This is a genomic window from Pseudoduganella ginsengisoli (assembly GCF_009720865.1).
Classification (GTDB): Bacteria; Pseudomonadota; Gammaproteobacteria; order Burkholderiales; family Burkholderiaceae_D; genus Rugamonas; species Rugamonas ginsengisoli.
In genome coordinates this window covers 525,884-540,996 of the sequence record NZ_WNLA01000001.1, presented here as the reverse complement: position 1 = coordinate 540,996, position 15,113 = coordinate 525,884, and the positions used below count along the sequence as shown (strand labels likewise).

15 protein-coding genes are annotated in these 15,113 nt (G+C 59.9%); 12 read left to right on the top strand and 3 right to left on the bottom strand.

Translation table 11 applies throughout. The features are described 5' to 3' along the window. Positions 1 to 95 precede the first annotated feature (95 nt). The 12 genes from rfbB (at position 96) to GM668_RS02240 (ending at position 12,672) form a co-directional block, all read left to right on the top strand. Entirely contained in the window at positions 96 to 1,160 is a 1,065-nt protein-coding gene (gene rfbB / locus GM668_RS02295) for a dTDP-glucose 4,6-dehydratase (protein ID WP_155437294.1), read from the top strand. Further along, positions 1,157 to 2,056 carry a glucose-1-phosphate thymidylyltransferase RfbA gene (rfbA, locus tag GM668_RS02290; protein ID WP_371868609.1) on the top strand — a complete coding sequence of 300 codons (900 nt, stop codon included), beginning with the start codon at positions 1,157 to 1,159 and terminating at the stop codon, positions 2,054 to 2,056. Before rfbB ends, rfbA begins: the two co-directional genes overlap by 4 nt. Then, positions 2,053 to 2,598, top strand: a complete 546-nt coding sequence (gene rfbC, locus GM668_RS02285; protein WP_155437293.1) for a dTDP-4-dehydrorhamnose 3,5-epimerase — start codon at positions 2,053 to 2,055, stop codon at positions 2,596 to 2,598. The genes rfbA and rfbC overlap by 4 nt, the downstream gene beginning before the upstream one ends. Continuing rightward, the gene (rfbD, locus tag GM668_RS02280; RefSeq protein ID WP_155437292.1) at positions 2,595 to 3,452 is read left to right on the top strand and encodes a dTDP-4-dehydrorhamnose reductase; all 858 of its coding nucleotides are present in this window, start codon (positions 2,595 to 2,597) and stop codon (positions 3,450 to 3,452) included. Before rfbC ends, rfbD begins: the two co-directional genes overlap by 4 nt. Positions 3,453 to 3,648: 196 nt before the next feature. Beyond that, the gene (locus tag GM668_RS02275; RefSeq protein WP_155437291.1) at positions 3,649 to 4,743 is read left to right on the top strand and encodes a glycosyltransferase family 4 protein; all 1,095 of its coding nucleotides are present in this window, start codon (positions 3,649 to 3,651) and stop codon (positions 4,741 to 4,743) included. Between the two features lie 79 nt (positions 4,744 to 4,822). After that, positions 4,823 to 5,125 carry an H-NS histone family protein gene (locus GM668_RS02270; protein ID WP_229498838.1) on the top strand — a complete coding sequence of 101 codons (303 nt, stop codon included), beginning with the start codon at positions 4,823 to 4,825 and terminating at the stop codon, positions 5,123 to 5,125. 164 nt (positions 5,126 to 5,289) lie between these two features. Then, positions 5,290 to 6,672 (top strand): phosphomannomutase/phosphoglucomutase, encoded by a 1,383-nt coding sequence (locus GM668_RS02265; RefSeq protein ID WP_155437289.1) that lies wholly within the window; start codon positions 5,290 to 5,292, stop codon positions 6,670 to 6,672. A 41-nt stretch (positions 6,673 to 6,713) separates the two neighbouring features. Further along, entirely contained in the window at positions 6,714 to 7,703 is a 990-nt protein-coding gene (gene waaC, locus GM668_RS02260) for a lipopolysaccharide heptosyltransferase I (RefSeq protein WP_371868608.1), read from the top strand. Positions 7,704 to 7,712: 9 nt separating this feature from the next. Next, the gene (waaA, locus tag GM668_RS02255) at positions 7,713 to 9,014 is read left to right on the top strand and encodes a lipid IV(A) 3-deoxy-D-manno-octulosonic acid transferase (RefSeq protein WP_155437287.1); all 1,302 of its coding nucleotides are present in this window, start codon (positions 7,713 to 7,715) and stop codon (positions 9,012 to 9,014) included. Between the two features lie 112 nt (positions 9,015 to 9,126). Continuing rightward, the gene (locus GM668_RS02250) at positions 9,127 to 10,932 is read left to right on the top strand and encodes a CIA30 family protein (protein WP_155437286.1); all 1,806 of its coding nucleotides are present in this window, start codon (positions 9,127 to 9,129) and stop codon (positions 10,930 to 10,932) included. A gap of 23 nt (positions 10,933 to 10,955) precedes the next feature. After that, positions 10,956 to 12,062: a sensor histidine kinase gene (locus GM668_RS02245; RefSeq protein WP_229498829.1), complete on the top strand. Its 1,107-nt coding sequence runs from the start codon at positions 10,956 to 10,958 to the stop codon at positions 12,060 to 12,062. 1 nt (position 12,063) lies between these two features. Further along, a complete protein-coding gene (locus GM668_RS02240) occupies positions 12,064 to 12,672 on the top strand; it encodes a response regulator transcription factor (protein ID WP_155437285.1) in 609 nt (202 codons plus the stop codon). 1 nt (position 12,673) lies between these two features. Here the strand turns inward: GM668_RS02240 and GM668_RS02235 are convergent, their stop codons facing one another. From GM668_RS02235 to gmhB, 3 genes are all read right to left on the bottom strand, one after another. Beyond that, the gene (locus GM668_RS02235; RefSeq protein ID WP_371868607.1) at positions 12,674 to 13,540 is read right to left on the bottom strand and encodes a M48 family metallopeptidase; all 867 of its coding nucleotides are present in this window, start codon (positions 13,538 to 13,540) and stop codon (positions 12,674 to 12,676) included. Between the two features lie 260 nt (positions 13,541 to 13,800). Further along, positions 13,801 to 14,493, bottom strand: coding sequence for a lysophospholipid acyltransferase family protein (locus tag GM668_RS02230; protein ID WP_155437749.1), 693 nt, complete (start codon positions 14,491 to 14,493; stop codon positions 13,801 to 13,803). 65 nt (positions 14,494 to 14,558) lie between these two features. Further along, positions 14,559 to 15,107 carry a D-glycero-beta-D-manno-heptose 1,7-bisphosphate 7-phosphatase gene (gene gmhB / locus GM668_RS02225; RefSeq protein WP_155437284.1) on the bottom strand — a complete coding sequence of 183 codons (549 nt, stop codon included), beginning with the start codon at positions 15,105 to 15,107 and terminating at the stop codon, positions 14,559 to 14,561. Positions 15,108 to 15,113: the final 6 nt, after the last annotated feature.

The window sequence follows — 15,113 nt, the reverse complement described above, 5'->3', positions numbered from 1 at the left end:
TGTTATTTAAACTATTTTCTGCCGCTATTTTCCCCGATTTGATGCGGGCATCACATAGAATAATAAGCATGACAACACGCAACCCTGGGTGCTAAATGATTTTTGTGACTGGCGGGGCCGGCTTTATCGGCTCGAATTTCGTTCTCGACTGGCTGGCGCAATCGGACGAAGGCGTTTTGAATTACGACAAGCTGACGTATGCGGGTAATTTGAACAACCTGAAATCGCTGCAAGGCGATGCGCGCCACATTTTTGTGCGAGGCGATATCTGCGACCAGGCTGGTGTACTGGCCCTGCTGCAGCAACACCAGCCCCGCGCCATTGTCCACTTCGCCGCGGAAAGCCACGTGGACCGCTCAATTCTCGGCCCTGGCGAATTCATCCAAACCAATATCAATGGTACGTTCAGCTTGCTGGAAGCTGCCCGCGCATACTGGAGCGCGCTGCCTGACGATGAAAAAGCAGCATTCCGCTTCCTGCACGTGTCCACCGATGAAGTGTATGGCACGCTGGGCCCGGACGATGCGCCATTCTCGGAAACCACACCGTACGCACCGAACAGCCCATATTCGGCTTCGAAGGCTGCGTCGGACCACCTGGTGCGCTCCTACCATCATACCTATGGCTTGCCGACCCTGACGACGAATTGCTCGAACAATTACGGCCCATATCATTTCCCTGAAAAACTGATTCCGCTGATCATTTCCAATGCATTGGGCGGCAAGCCATTGCCGATCTATGGCGATGGCCAGCAAGTACGCGACTGGCTGTACGTGGGCGACCACTGTGCGGCGATCCGGCGCGTGCTGGCGGAAGGCCGCTTGGGCGAAACGTACAACGTGGGCGGCTGGAACGAGATGGCCAATCTCGACGCCGTGCACACGCTGTGCGACATGCTGGACAAGTTGCGTCCGAAGGCTGCAGGCAGCTACCGCGACCAGATTACATTCGTCAAAGACCGTCCCGGCCATGACCGCCGCTATGCGATCGATGCGCGCAAGCTGGAGCGGGAGCTGGGCTGGAAACCAGCGGAAACGTTCCAGAGCGGGATTGCGAAAACCGTGCAGTGGTACCTGGATAACCAGGCTTGGGTACAGGATGTGCAATCGGGCGCCTATGCCAAATGGGTGGAGACCAATTATCAGAACAGGGAGGCATGATGACACTTCCGCGCCGTAAAGGCATTATCCTGGCCGGTGGTTCCGGTACGCGCCTGTATCCCGTGACGATGAGCGTGTCCAAGCAATTGCTGCCCATTTATGACAAGCCGATGATTTACCATCCGCTGACCACCTTGATGCTGGCGGGCATGCGTGAAATCCTCATTATTTCGACGCCACAAGATACGCCCCGCTTCAAGGAATTGCTGGGGGATGGCAGCCAGTGGGGCTTGCAGCTCAGCTATGCGGTACAGCCATCGCCAGACGGGCTGGCGCAAGCGTTCATTATTGGCCGCGATTTTGTTGGCAATGACCCATCCGCATTAATTTTGGGCGATAACATTTATTACGGCAATGACCTCGATGCGCTGCTGCGTTCCGCGGCTATGCGGGATGATGGCGCCACCGTGTTTGCGTATCACGTCCATGATCCTGAGCGCTATGGCGTAGTGGAATTCGACGCGGACCGCAAAGCTTTGACGATTGAAGAAAAGCCCAAGGCGCCCAAGTCAAATTATGCTGTGACGGGCTTGTATTTCTACGATAACCAGGTGTGCGATATTGCCGCGAACATTAAACCGTCGGCACGCGGTGAGCTGGAAATTACTGACGTCAATAATGTCTACCTGCAGCAAGACCAATTAAAGGTGGAATTGATGGGGCGCGGCATGGCGTGGCTGGATACCGGCACGCATGAGTCGCTACTGGATGCTTCGCAATTCATTGCCACCATTGAAAAACGCCAGGGCTTGAAAGTGGCCTGTCCGGAAGAAATCGCTTATCGCAAAGGCTATATCGATGCGGCGCAATTGGCTAAGCTGGCGGAACCATTGAAAAAGAATAATTATGGCCAGTATCTGTTACAGATTTTAGAAGATAAGGTCATCCCGCGATGAATGTGATCAAGACGCCTCTGGAAGGCTTGCTGGTGATTGAACCCACTGTGTTTGGCGACCAGCGTGGTTTTTTCTACGAGAGTTTCAATGCGCAGCGCTTTGCCGAGCAAACCGGTGTCAACGTGCAATTTGTGCAGGATAACCATTCGCGCTCCGCGAAAGGCGTGCTGCGCGGATTGCACTATCAAATCCAGCAAGCGCAGGGCAAGCTGGTGCGTGTGACCAGCGGCGCCGTGTTTGATGTGGCAGTGGATTTGCGGAAAAGCTCGCCCACGTTTGGACAATGGTATGGCCTGGAACTGTCGGAGGAAAACAAGCGCCAACTATGGATTCCAGCGGGATTTGCGCATGGCTTTGTCGTCACCAGCGAGTTCGCGGAATTCCTGTACAAGACCACGGATTACTATGCGCCAGCCTTTGAGCGGTCAGTGATCTGGAACGACCCCGCCATTGGCATTGAGTGGCCGCTGGATGGCGAGCCGCTGCTGTCTGCCAAGGATAAGGCGGGCGTGCCGCTGGCGCAGGCCGAGGTCTATCCATGAAGATTTTACTGACAGGGTGTTCAGGCCAGGTGGGCTACGAGCTGGAGCGCAGCCTGCAAGGGCTGGGTGAAGTGGTGGCCGTGGACCGCGCACGCATGGACTTATCGGACCTGGACCAGGTGCGGGCGGTCATTCGCGATGTACGGCCAAGCCTGATCGTGAATCCGGCGGCTTACACGGCAGTCGACAAGGCGGAAAGTGAAGCGGAACTGGCGCACCGCATCAATGCGGAAGCGCCGGCTGTCATGGCGGAGGAAGCGAAACGGCTCGATGCCGCACTGGTGCATTATTCGACGGATTATGTGTTTCCCGGTACGGATCCCGCGCCCCGGCTGGAAACGGATGCGACTGGCCCTGTCAACGTGTATGGCGCCAGCAAGCTGGCTGGCGAACAAGCCATCGTCGCATCCGGTGTGCGCCATTTGATTTTCCGCACCAGCTGGGTGTACGGCATGCGTGGCAAGAATTTCTTGCTGACGATGTTAAAGCTGGCCCGGGAACGGGACGAATTGCGCATCGTGGCGGACCAGCACGGCGCCCCGACGTGGAGCCGCACCATTGCGGACAGCACGGCAACGGTTTTGGCGCAAGCGAAAGCGGGCGGCGCGGACTGGTGGCGTGCGCATGGCGGGGTCTATCATTTGTCGAGCCAGGGGCAGACTACGTGGTTTGAATTCACGCAAGCCATCCTGGAGGAGGCGGGGATTGCCTGCAAGCTGACCCCGATTGCCACAGCAGACTATCCCACGCCGGCCAAACGGCCTGCTTATTCCGTAATGTCATCGCAAAAGCTCGGGCAAGATTTATGCGCGTTGCCGCATTGGCGCGACGCGTTGCGGCTGTGCATGCGCTGACGGTGTATCAAACGGTAAGGATGGCAAGGCTGGGCAGCGGGATTTGCTAGAATTCCGACCGCGCGTTGCGGGAGCGCATATCCCCGCTTGATTCTTGTCATGTCAATACTGGGTTCCGGTATAGTCGCTGGTTGGCATTAACTGGCGTAGACCGCAGAGTCCGCACTTTGTACCGGACCGGTATTGATAATTAATAATGTTTTCTTTCCTCATAAGCTTTGTCGCTTCCGCGCTGCTGACCCTGCTGGTTATCAAGGAAGCGAAGCTGCATGGCCCCGCGATGGATTCTGATTTCCGTGGCGTGCAGAAAAACCATGCACACGCGGTCTCCCGCATTGGCGGACTTTCGATTTTCTTCGCTGTCATTGTTGCCGCATGTATTTCCATCTGGCGCGTTCCTGCCATGACCAGCTGGCTGATGTCGCTGCTTGTATGCGCGATGATTGCCTTCGCTGGCGGCATAGTCGAGGATTACACGGGCAATGTCAGTGCGGCGCGGCGCCTCGTGCTGACCATTGTCGCTGGCTTATTGGCGTATTTTTTGCTCGATGCCCGGATAGACCGGCTCGACCTGCCTTTTTCCACCTGGGTGATTCCATGGTGGTGGCTAGCATTGCCGGTATCTGTGTTGGCGGTGGCAGGGATCGCCAATGCAGTCAATATTATTGATGGCTTTAATGGCCTCGCCAGTGTGGTGACGATTTGCATGTTGCTGTCACTGGGTTATGTGGCGTTGCAAGTGAACGATATGTTTGTACTAGTGGCAGCCCTGATTGTAGCCGGCGCCACGGCTGGCTTTTTAGTCTGGAATTATCCAGTCGGCCTGATTTTTATGGGTGACGGCGGCGCCTACTTCATCGGCTTTATGCTGGGCGAGTTGGCTCTGCTGCTGGTAATCCGCAACCCTCAAGTATCTACGTGGTATGCGGCACTGCTGTTAATTTATCCTGCGTTTGAAACATTGTTTTCGGTGTACCGCCGCATGTTTGTGCGAGGCAAATCTCCCACGATGCCAGACGGAATTCATTTGCATAGCCTGATCTATCGCCGCATCGTGCAATGGGCCATTGGGCGCAAAGAAGGACGGGCGTTATTGCGCCGCAATTCATTGACTTCTCCTTATTTGTGGGCCTTTTCATTGATGGCTGTAATCCCTGCAACTATGTTTTGGAGCAATACCTCACTGCTGATGGTATTTTGCCTCCTGTTTGTTGTGAGTTACTTATGGTTGTACGCACGTATAGTTCGTTTCAACGCGCCGCGCTGGATGATGCGTCACAAGAAACGTTAGGATAATCGGAATTTCGTGTATATTTCCGGCAGAATCGTAACCTCACTTTTTTAAAGGGATATTTATGGATCTGTCGAATATGTCTACTGCTCAATTGCGTCAATTGCAGGAGCAATTAAAAAAGGAATTGACGCAACGTGAAACCCAGGAACGTGCGCAAGCCATTGAAAAAATCCTGGCGATTGCTAAAAGCGTTGGCGCTACCGTGGAAGAATTGGTGGCTGGCGCCAAACTGAAAGCGCCAGGCGCGGAAGTGGCGCCGCGCTACCGTAATCCTGCCGATGCTGGCCAGCAATGGACGGGACGCGGCCGCCAGCCGAAGTGGGTGAAGGACTGGGTGGAAGCCGGCAACGATATCGAAGGCTTGCGCATCGCGGCCTGAGTTATCACTGAATTATCAGGAAGGCAGGGCTTGCCTGCCGCAGTTATCGCACTTACTATACCCGTAGTTTACGGCTGGGCAGACCAAGACAGCCGCCATCCCACTCAGCATACCGTCACTGCCTGGCGCCTTGGCGCCGGGCGTGGCTGCGTCCAGTTAATATTATGACCACACTCTCGAAATCGATTTTCAAAGCATACGATATCCGCGGCATCGTCGGTAAAACGCTGGACGCCAACGTTGCGCGCCAGATTGGCCACGCGTTCGGCCTGGCGGCCTTGGCCAAGGATCAGCGTAAAGTCGTGATTGGCCGCGATGGCCGCCTGTCCGGCCCGGAATTGGCTGCCGCGCTGGCGCAAGGTTTGCAATCGGCGGGTGTGGATGTCATTGACCTGGGCGTGGTGGCGACGCCGATGGTGTATTTCGGTACGCAAGTGCTGGGCGCCCAGTCGGGCATTATGGTGACCGGCAGTCACAACCCGCCAGACTACAATGGTTTCAAGATGGTGCTGGCCGGCGAAGCAATTTATGGCGACGCCATTACCGGCCTGTATGACAGCATCCTCGTCAATGGCGGCAAACTGGCCGGCACGCCGGGTTCGTACAGCACGCACGACATCAAGGCCGAATACCTGCAACGCATCATTGGCGACGTGAAGATTTCCCGTCCCATCAAGATTGCCGTCGATTGCGGCAATGGCGTGGCCGGCGCATTCGCGGGCGATTTGTACCGCGGCATGGGTTGCGACGTGATTGAACTGTTCTGCGACGTAGACGGCAATTTCCCGAACCACCACCCGGACCCGGCCCATCCGGAAAACCTGCAAGACTTGATCCGCTGCCTGCAGCAGACGGATGCTGAAATCGGCCTGGCATTCGATGGCGACGGCGACCGCCTCGGCATCGTCACCAAAGATGGCCAGATCATTTTCCCGGACCGCCAAATGATGCTGTTCGCGGAAGATGTCTTGACGCGCCACCCTGGTGAACAAATCCTGTACGACGTGAAATGCACGCGCCACCTGGCGCCGTACATTGAAAAGAGCGGCGGCGTGCCGCTGATGTACAAGACCGGCCACTCGCTGGTGAAAGCCAAGCTGAAAGAAACGGGCGCGCCGCTGGGCGGCGAAATGAGCGGACATATCTTCTTCAAGGACCGCTGGTATGGCTTCGATGACGGTTTGTATGCCGGTGCCCGCATGCTGGAAATCCTCACTAAACATGCCGACCCGTCCGCGCTACTGAACGCACTGCCGCAATCGGATTCCACGCCGGAACTGCACCTGGAATTGAAAGAAGGCGAGAACTTTGCGCTGATGGACAAGCTGCGCAGCGACGCGCGCTTCCCAGGCAATGAACGCATCATCACCATTGATGGCTTGCGCGTTGAATACGCGGACGGTTTCGGCCTGGCGCGTTCGTCGAACACGACCCCTGTCATCGTGATGCGTTTTGAAGCGGAAACGCCGGAAGCGCTGGCGCGCATCCAGGGCCAGTTCCGCGATGTGATCCTGGCTGCCAAGCCGGACGCTGTATTGCCATTCTGATCCCGGTAGCGACAATGACGAGCCGGGGCAGTTCGGATGGGATGCAGCCATTGAACATTTTGCTGGTGCGCGTCTCCTCGCTGGGGGACGTGCTGCACAATATGCCCATCGTGGCTGACATCGTGCGCCACTATCCGAACGCGAATATTGACTGGGTGGTGGAAGAGGGCTACGTCAGCCTCGTGCGCATGAATGCACGCGTGCGCACCATCATTCCATTTGCGCTGCGGCGCTGGCGAAAAAGCCTGGGCAACCCGGCCACGCGCGCGGAGATTGGCGCCTTCTTTTCCAAGCTGCGCGAACAGCGTTATGACTATGTGTTCGACACGCAGGGTTTGCTGAAGACGGGCATCATCATGGGCGCCGCCAAAGGGCGCCACAAGGTGGGCCTGGGTAATGGCAGTGAAGGTTCCGGCTATGAAGGCATTTCGCGCATTTTTCACACCCGCAGCGTGAAGCTCGATCCGCGCACCCATGCGGTGGCGCGGGGCCGCCTGGTGGTGGGGGCGGCACTGGGCTACAACGTCGACTACCCGGCCGATTTCGGCTTGCCGGATGTGTCGCCCAATGATCCCCGCCCTGACTGGATGCCGGCGGGACCATATTGCGTGTTCTTCCACGGCACGGCGCGCGACGCGAAGAAGTGGGCGCCTGCCAACTGGATCGAGCTGGGCGCCGCACTGGCGCCCATGCCGATCTTGCTGCCGTGGGGCTCGCCCAAGGAAAAGGCCGAGGCAGAAGCACTGGCAGCCAGCCTGCCCAATGCGCGCGTCTTGCCGCAATTGCCTATGGCCGATGCCGTGCTGCTGGCGCGCCATGCGGCGCTGGCAATCGGCGTCGACACGGGCCTGACCCATATCGCGGCAGCTTTCGTCCGTCCCACTGTGGAAATCTACGCGGACTCGCCGCGCTGGAAGACCGAAGGCAACTGGTCGCCGAAAATCATCAACCTGGGCGACCGCGGCGCGCCGCCGCCCGTGGCTGACGTGCTGGCTGCCGCGCGCGCATTGCTGGCCGCTGGCCGCGCTTGAGGAGCCGCCATGGTCCGACTCTATTCGTTGCTGTGGTGGCTGGCATTGCCGCTGGCGCTGGGCCGCTTATGGAAGCGCGGCGCGCAGGAACCCGGTTACCGCCAGCACTGGAATGAGCGGCTGGCCCTGTACCGCGAACGCGCCGCCAACGATGAACCGCACACGATCTGGGTGCATGCCGTCTCCGTCGGTGAAACGCGCGCCAGCGAGCCACTGGTGGAAGCGCTGCTGAACGCTTATCCCCGCAGCCGCATCCTGCTGACGCATATGACGCCGACGGGCCGCGCCACCGGCAAGCAATTGTTTGGCAAGCACGGTTCGCGCGTCGTGCAGTCCTATCTGCCGTATGACACCTTCAGCATGGTGCGCCGTTTCATCCGCCATTTCGAACCCCGCATCTGCATTTTGATGGAAACGGAAGTGTGGCCATCGCTGATCGCATGCTGCAACGAAGCGCGCGTACCGGTGGTCTTGGCCAACGCGCGCCTGTCGGAGCGCTCACTGCGCAAGGCGCAACGCCTGGGCGCCCTGATGCGCGGCGCTGCGCGCGGCATTTCGCTGGTGGCGGCGCAAACGGATGCCGATGCGGACCGGGTGCGCTCGCTGGGCGTGGCCAACGTCGATGTCACGGGCAGCATTAAATTCGACGTGCAGGTACCGCAAGCCGCGCTGGCGCTGGGTAGCCAGTTGCGCATGCAGGTAGGTGCGCGTCCCGTGCTGCTGTGCGCCAGCACGCGCGAAGGCGAAGAAGAATTGATCCTCGATGCATACCAGCGCGCGCTGCAGTCGCAGGCATTGCCTGCCGATGTGCTGTTGTTGCTGGTGCCGCGCCACCCGCAGCGTTTCGACGCGGTAGCGGAGCTGGTATCCGCGCGTGGCCTGACAGTGCAGCGCCGCAGCGCGCTGGCGCAGCCGGGATCCACTGTGGACGGCGGCGTGCAAGTGTTGCTGGGTGACTCGATGGGCGAAATGTTCGCCTATTATGCGTTGTGCGACGTGGCGTTCATAGGCGGCAGCTTGCAGCCACTGGGTGGCCAGAATCTGATTGAAGCCGCAGCACTAGGCAAGCCGGTGCTGATTGGCGAGCACACGTTCAATTTCGCGCAAGTGACGGAAGATGCGCTGGCTGCTGGCGGCGCCCTGCGTATTGCCAGCGCGGATGCGTTGATGGCGCAGGCCGCGCGCCTGTTGCGCGACGATGGCGAGCGCCAGGCCATGGGCGGCCGTGCGCGCGATTTCGCGGGACAGCACAAAGGCGCCACGCAGCGCACGCTGGCGCTGTTGCCGCCGTTGTTGCAGGCGGCAGCGTAATTTGGGGAATGGCATGCCGTGACATTTGTCATGTGAAAATTGTGTCATTTTGCTCTGGCTGCAAGATGTAAAAAAATCCATACTCTGTCCCATTCCAACCAAGGAGACAGAAATGATTCAACGCCGTTTGCAATCCCTGCTGTGCACTTGCGGCCTGGCCGCTTCGGCCCTCATCGCCGCGCCTGCGCTGGCCGCCACGTGGCTGATCCAGGACGTGCGCGTGTTTGATGGCGAAAAAATGCAGGAACACCGCTCGGTGCTCGTCGATGGTGCGCGCATTGCCGACGACAATTTCCACGGCAAGGCGCCGGCCGGCGCCACCGTCATCGATGGCAAAGGGCGCACGTTGCTGCCCGGCCTGATCGATGCGCACGTGCACGCCTTCCGTTACTTTGACTTGCCGCTGTACTTTGGCGTGACCACGCAAATCGACATGTTCACCGGTGTGCAAGCGATGCAGGACGTGACGGCGAAAATGGCGCGGGGCGACAATGCGGGCCAGGCTGACATGTATTCTGCAGGCACCCTGGCCACCGCACCAGGCGGCCATGGCACCGAATATGGCATGGTGATTCCGACGCTGAGCAAGCCGGAAGAAGCGCAGGCGTGGGTCGATGCCCGCGTGGCGGAAGGCTCGTATTTCATCAAGATCGTCATGGAGCAAGGCCATGGTTTTAAATCACTGGATATCGCCACGGTCAAAGCGCTGATTGAAGCGGCGCACAAGCGCGGCAAGCTGGCCGTGGTCCACATCAGCAACCTGGCCGATGCGCGCGCCGCATTGGAAGCCGGTGCGGACGGCCTTGTGCACCTGTTTGTCGGGCAGAGCATCAGCAAGGAAGACCTGGACAGCTTTACGCAGCTGGCAAAGATTAAAAAAGCGTTCGTGATCCCTACCTTCAGCGTGATGGAAAGTATTGCCGGCGTGCGCGCTGCAGACATCATCGGCGACGCCTCGTTCAGCAGCTTGCTGGACAAGGCGCAAAAGCAGCAACTGGGGGCGCCATATGGCGCCAACGCCAAGCCGGAATTGCTGGCGGCGCCGCAAGCCGTAACGGCAGCATTGTCCAAAGCAGGTGTACCCGTGCTGGCTGGCACCGATGCGGGCAACAGTGGCACGCAATATGGCATCAGCTTGCACCATGAATTGCAAGCCCTGACGCAGGCAGGGCTAACACCATTGCAGGCGCTGGCTTCCGCCACGTCCGCGCCGGCGCAGGCATTTAAATTGCCGCAGCGGGGCCGCATTGTGAAAGGCTACAAGGCGGACTTGCTGCTAGTCGATGGCGATCCATCGGCAGACATTACCGCTACCCGCCGTATCGTCGATGTGTGGAAGGACGGTGTATCCGTTGCGCCGCTGCGCAAGCAGCAAATGGCGGCCGTGGCCATAGAAGCACTGCCATCCGCGGGACAGGCGCTGCCTGCCGACGGCCGCATCAGCCTGTTCAGCAAAGACCAGATGGGCAGCCCGTTCGGTGCGGGCTGGATGCCATCGCATGATGCCTTCCTTGGCGGGAAATCGTCCGTCGACATCAAGCTGGTCGACAATGCGTCCGGTGCGGCGGCACAGGTCAATGCCAACGTCGCGGCAGGTTTTGCCTACCCGTGGGCGGGGCTGGCGTTCATGCCAGGCCGGCAGCCGATGCAGGCGGCGAACCTGAGTTCCGCAAAAGTGTTGAAATTCCGCGTGCGTGGCGATGGCCAGCAATACAGCGTGGCGGTGATGTCGGGTGAGAACCGTATTCCAGCCAGCCTGCCATTCCAGGCCGGCACTGAATGGCGCGAAGTGGCGATGGCGCTGGCGGATTTTAAAGGCGTCGATACCAGCACGATTTCAATGATCGGCTTTAATGCTGGACCGAAGACTGGAAGCTACCGCTTCGAGATCGCCGACGTGCGCTTGCTGGCGCAATGAGCCACGCCGCGATGTCAGCCGCAATGTGGCGGGAATCCCGGGCCACGCTGATGCGGGTGCTGCGAGGACCATGGATACCGCCAAGGCTGGGGCGCGCGCCTTACCTGTGGCTGATATCGCTGGCATTTTTCGGCTGGAAGTATTTTTACGTGCGCCCCTCTGCGCTGGAACTGGTGGGGCTGCTGGCCACGCTGGCCGTGTTCTTGCCCGTGTACTTCGCCAGCTTCTGGGCCCGCGACCGGGCCGCCATTCCATATATGGTTGTCACGTTCGTGCTGGGTATCGCGTGGGCGCCACTGAATTTCGGCGCTTGCACGTTCTTCATCTTCGCCGCGGCCATGTGCGCCCGCTTTGACCGGCAAATCGTCGCGTATGGAACGCTGGCCATGATTTTAGTGTCTGCCGCTGCCATTGCGCTGCTGGTGGATTTGCCCCTGAGCTTCCTGATGCCGACCTTGGCGACGGGTACGCCGGTCGGCATCGCTGCCATCATGGAAGCGCGGATACGGCGCTCGCGCGAGCAGTTGCTGATGAAGCAGGAAGAAGTGGAGCACCTGGCGCGCATCGCGGAACGGGAGCGCATTTCGCGCGATATGCACGATTTGCTGGGCCATACGCTGTCGCTCATTACCTTGAAGGCGGAGCTGGCGGGGCGCTTGCTGGACCGCGATCCGGCCGCCTGCCGCAATGAAATCCGCGATATCGAACACAGCGCGCGGCAAGCGCTGTCGGAAGTGCGCCATGCCGTCAGCGGCTACCGGGAAACGGGGTTGGCGCATGAACTGGCGCGGGCCAAGGCCGCGCTGTCGGCGGCTGGCGTGGCGCTGGAAACGCAGGTACAGCCGCTGGCCATACCGGCTGTCGCGGAAAACGTGCTGGCACTGGCCTTGCGCGAAGCCGTCACGAATATCCTGCGCCATGCGGATGCGCAAGCGTGCACCGTGCAGTTGGCGCTGGAAGACGGCATGCTGGTGCTGCGTATCCGGGATGACGGCAAGGCCGCCAGTGTGGCTCCTGGCAATGGCTTGCGCGGCATGCGCGAGCGCGTCGAGCATTTGGGCGGCTGGCTGGCGCTGGCTGTGGAACAAGGTGTAGCTCTGGAGTTACGCCTGCCGATGGCAAAGGAATGACATGACGATCCGCATCGTAATCGCGGAAGACCAGACGCTGTTATTGGGTGCGCTGGCGGCTCTGTTGAAACTCGAAGGCGACCTTGATGTGGTCGGGCAGGCGCGCAATGGCGAAGAAGCGCTGGCGCTGTGCCGCCAGTTGCAGCCGGATATCGTGCTGACCGATATTGAAATGCCGCGCATGACCGGGCTGGAACTGGCCGCGGCGCTGCGTGACGAATACCCTGCGGCACGGGTGGCCATCGTCACGACGTTTGCCCGCGCCGGCTATTTGCGGCGCGCGATGGCGGCCGGCGTGCGGGGCTACCTGTTGAAAGATGCGCCGGCAGAGACCTTGGCGCAAGCCATCCGCACCGTGCATGGCGGCGGGCTGGCGATTGCGCCGGAACTGGCGCTGGAAAGCTGGGGCGGTGCACAAGACCCGCTCAGTGAACGGGAGCGGCAAGTGCTGCGGCTGGCGGGGGAAGGGCGCAGTGGCGCCGATATCGCGAAGCAGCTGTCGCTGTCTGAAGGCACGGTGCGCAATTACCTGTCCGAAGCCATCAGCAAATGCGGTGCGGGCAACCGTGTCGAAGCCTACCGTATGGCCCGCGATGCGGGCTGGCTGTAGCCTAATTGAACAGCGTCGGCAATTCCTGCGCCCGTTTGCGCAGCAATTCGCGCGCTTCGTCATAGGCTGGATAAATGCGTCCCACTTCAGCCCAGAAGCGGGGGCTATGGTTCATTTCCAGGATATGCGCCAGTTCGTGCGCCACCACGTAATCAATCAGCGGCAGCGAAAAGTGGATCAGCTTCCAGTTCAGCCGGATCACACGCTGTGCCGTACAAGAACCCCAGCGCGAACCCGCCGACGACAAGGCAAACGCGCTGTATTCCACGCCGAGACGCGCCGCGTATAAATCCAGCCGCTGTACAAACAGGATTTTCGCCTGCTGCTGCATCCACGATTTCACCCGTTCCTTCAACAGCAGCTCCGTGGCGCCCTGCACCAGGCCCATATGCAATTCGCGCGTATCCGGGTTGTAATCCGTGCGGTTGCGCGTGGCCGTGTACAGCCGCAATTTGATGTCCGCGCCCAGGTACGGCACCTGTGCACCATCGACCCATTCCATCGGCGGCTTTTGCAGCCGCGCGGCGCGCCGTTCGCGCCGTTCTTCCAGCTTGGACAAGATCCAGTGCTGCTTGGCGCGGATCGCATCGTCGATGTCGGCCAGCGACACACGGCGCGGCGCCGTCACGCGCAAGCCGTCATCATCGACCATGAAACCGATCGAGCGGCGCGAAGATCGGCGCAGCGCATATTCCAGCACATAGCCGCCCACCAGCAATTGGCGGCGCGGCAGCGGATCGGCTGGCGGCGGCGCTACCGGTGTGGGTGCGCGCAATGGCACCGGTGGCGTCAGCAAGCCATGCGGCGCGGTATGGGCGGAAGCAGCGGAAGGGGAGTCCAGCGGTGCTGCTGCATGGTGTTCTGGCACGGAGCAGGGGGAAGGCGGGGAATGATGCGATGCGGCCGAAGCGCCGGATAAAGTGGATGAGGCGGATGCTGGAGCAGCGTTGGATGGCGGTGACGGGAAGGTCGGAATGGAAGGGCGGGGCGCCTGCCAAGACGAAGGATCCGGCGGCGCGGGCCTGGAAGGCGGCGTAGAGGGCAGCTTCGGCGCCGGTGACTCGGCGCCGAAAATAGGTAACTGTTCGCCCGGACTGGCAGACTGCCGGGACGAGCCGGCAAGGCTGTCTAGCCAGCGCTGTAAGCGTGGGGCGAAATGACGCGCATTTCTGATTCGATCCACTGTTCCACCTGCTCCATCAGACTATCGGGTGTTTCACCTGCGGACGGTATAGGCTTGCCGACGGAAACCGTCACCTTGCCAGGCCGCTTGATAAACGAATTCTTGGGCCAGCACTCTCCCGAGTTCAATGCGATGGGAATCACGCAGGCGCCGGTTTCCACCGCCAGCCGCGTACCGCCGCTCTTGTACTTGCCGGCCTGGCCGACAGGGATGCGCGTACCTTCGGGGAACATGATAATCCATTGGCCGTCTTTCAGGCGACGCTTTCCATGTGCGACCACCTGTTTGAATGCATGCTTGCCCTGTTTGCGGTCGATCGGGATCATGCGCAGCATGGCAATGCCCCAGCCGAAGAACGGGATGTACAGGATTTCTTTTTTAAACACGAATACCAGCGGGCGTGGCAAGTTCGCCAACAGGAAGATGGTTTCCCATGCCGACTGGTGTTTTGACAAGACTATTGCCGGCGCATCCGGGAAGTTTTCCGCGCCCTTGATTTCATATTCAATGCCGCAAATGGTTTTTGCGCACCAGATGACGAACACGTTCCAGCGCGACACGACCCAATAGCGTTTGTTATAAGGCAGCGGCGCTACCAGGATGCAGACGCCGGACCAGATGATGGTGGCGATCACCATCAACACGGTAAACAACAGTGAGCGCAGGAATAAGACAGATTGGTGCAACGCGGTTCTCCGGTAAATCACCCCTGGGCAGGGGTTTTCAGCAAGTGGTCGACAGTGGCGGCCAGGTCGGGGAAGACCATGGTGCCGGGCGGCAGGCCGCCCGTTTCATGGGTCTTTTCGCCTTTGCCCGTCAATACGAGGTAAGGCACGCAGCCGCTGACGAAACCGGCCTGCAAATCGCGCAGCGAATCGCCGACGGTCGGCACGCCTTTCAGGCTGACCTGGTAACGCTTGGCGATCTCCGCGAACATGCCCGGCTTCGGCTTGCGGCAATCGCAATTGTCGGCCGACGAATGGGGGCAAAAGAAAATCGCTTCAATCTCGGCGCCCGCCTGCTGCGCCAAGGTATGCAGCTTTTGGTGGATGGCGTTCAAGGTGCCCATGTCGAACAGTTCACGGGCAATGCCGGACTGGTTCGATGCAATCACCACGCGGTAGCCTGCCTGGTTCAGACGCGCGATGGCTTCGAGCGATCCCGGGATCGGGATCCACTCGGCAGGCGATTTGATGAAGTCCGGGGAGTCATGGTTGATCACGCCATCCCGGTCCAGGATGATCAACTTCATCGCCAC

Bases quoted from the DNA above. Each gene is read 5' to 3' on its own strand.
- waaC (WP_371868608.1), top strand. From the start codon at position 6,714: ATGCAGCCATTGAACATTTTGCTGGTGCGCGTCTCCTCGCTGGGGGAC.
- GM668_RS02250 (WP_155437286.1), top strand. From the start codon at position 9,127: ATGATTCAACGCCGTTTGCAATCCCTGCTGTGCACTTGCGGCCTGGCC.
- GM668_RS02265 (WP_155437289.1), top strand. From the start codon at position 5,290: ATGACCACACTCTCGAAATCGATTTTCAAAGCATACGATATCCGCGGC.
- GM668_RS02240 (WP_155437285.1), top strand. From the start codon at position 12,064: ATGACGATCCGCATCGTAATCGCGGAAGACCAGACGCTGTTATTGGGT.
- rfbB (WP_155437294.1), top strand. From the start codon at position 96: ATGATTTTTGTGACTGGCGGGGCCGGCTTTATCGGCTCGAATTTCGTT.
- gmhB (WP_155437284.1), bottom strand. From the start codon at position 15,107: ATGAAGTTGATCATCCTGGACCGGGATGGCGTGATCAACCATGACTCC.
- GM668_RS02275 (WP_155437291.1), top strand. From the start codon at position 3,649: ATGTTTTCTTTCCTCATAAGCTTTGTCGCTTCCGCGCTGCTGACCCTG.
- rfbC (WP_155437293.1), top strand. From the start codon at position 2,053: ATGAATGTGATCAAGACGCCTCTGGAAGGCTTGCTGGTGATTGAACCC.
- rfbA (WP_371868609.1), top strand. From the start codon at position 1,157: ATGATGACACTTCCGCGCCGTAAAGGCATTATCCTGGCCGGTGGTTCC.
- GM668_RS02245 (WP_229498829.1), top strand. From the start codon at position 10,956: ATGTGGCGGGAATCCCGGGCCACGCTGATGCGGGTGCTGCGAGGACCA.
- GM668_RS02270 (WP_229498838.1), top strand. From the start codon at position 4,823: ATGTCTACTGCTCAATTGCGTCAATTGCAGGAGCAATTAAAAAAGGAA.
- waaA (WP_155437287.1), top strand. From the start codon at position 7,713: ATGGTCCGACTCTATTCGTTGCTGTGGTGGCTGGCATTGCCGCTGGCG.
- GM668_RS02230 (WP_155437749.1), bottom strand. From the start codon at position 14,493: ATGGTGATCGCCACCATCATCTGGTCCGGCGTCTGCATCCTGGTAGCG.
- rfbD (WP_155437292.1), top strand. From the start codon at position 2,595: ATGAAGATTTTACTGACAGGGTGTTCAGGCCAGGTGGGCTACGAGCTG.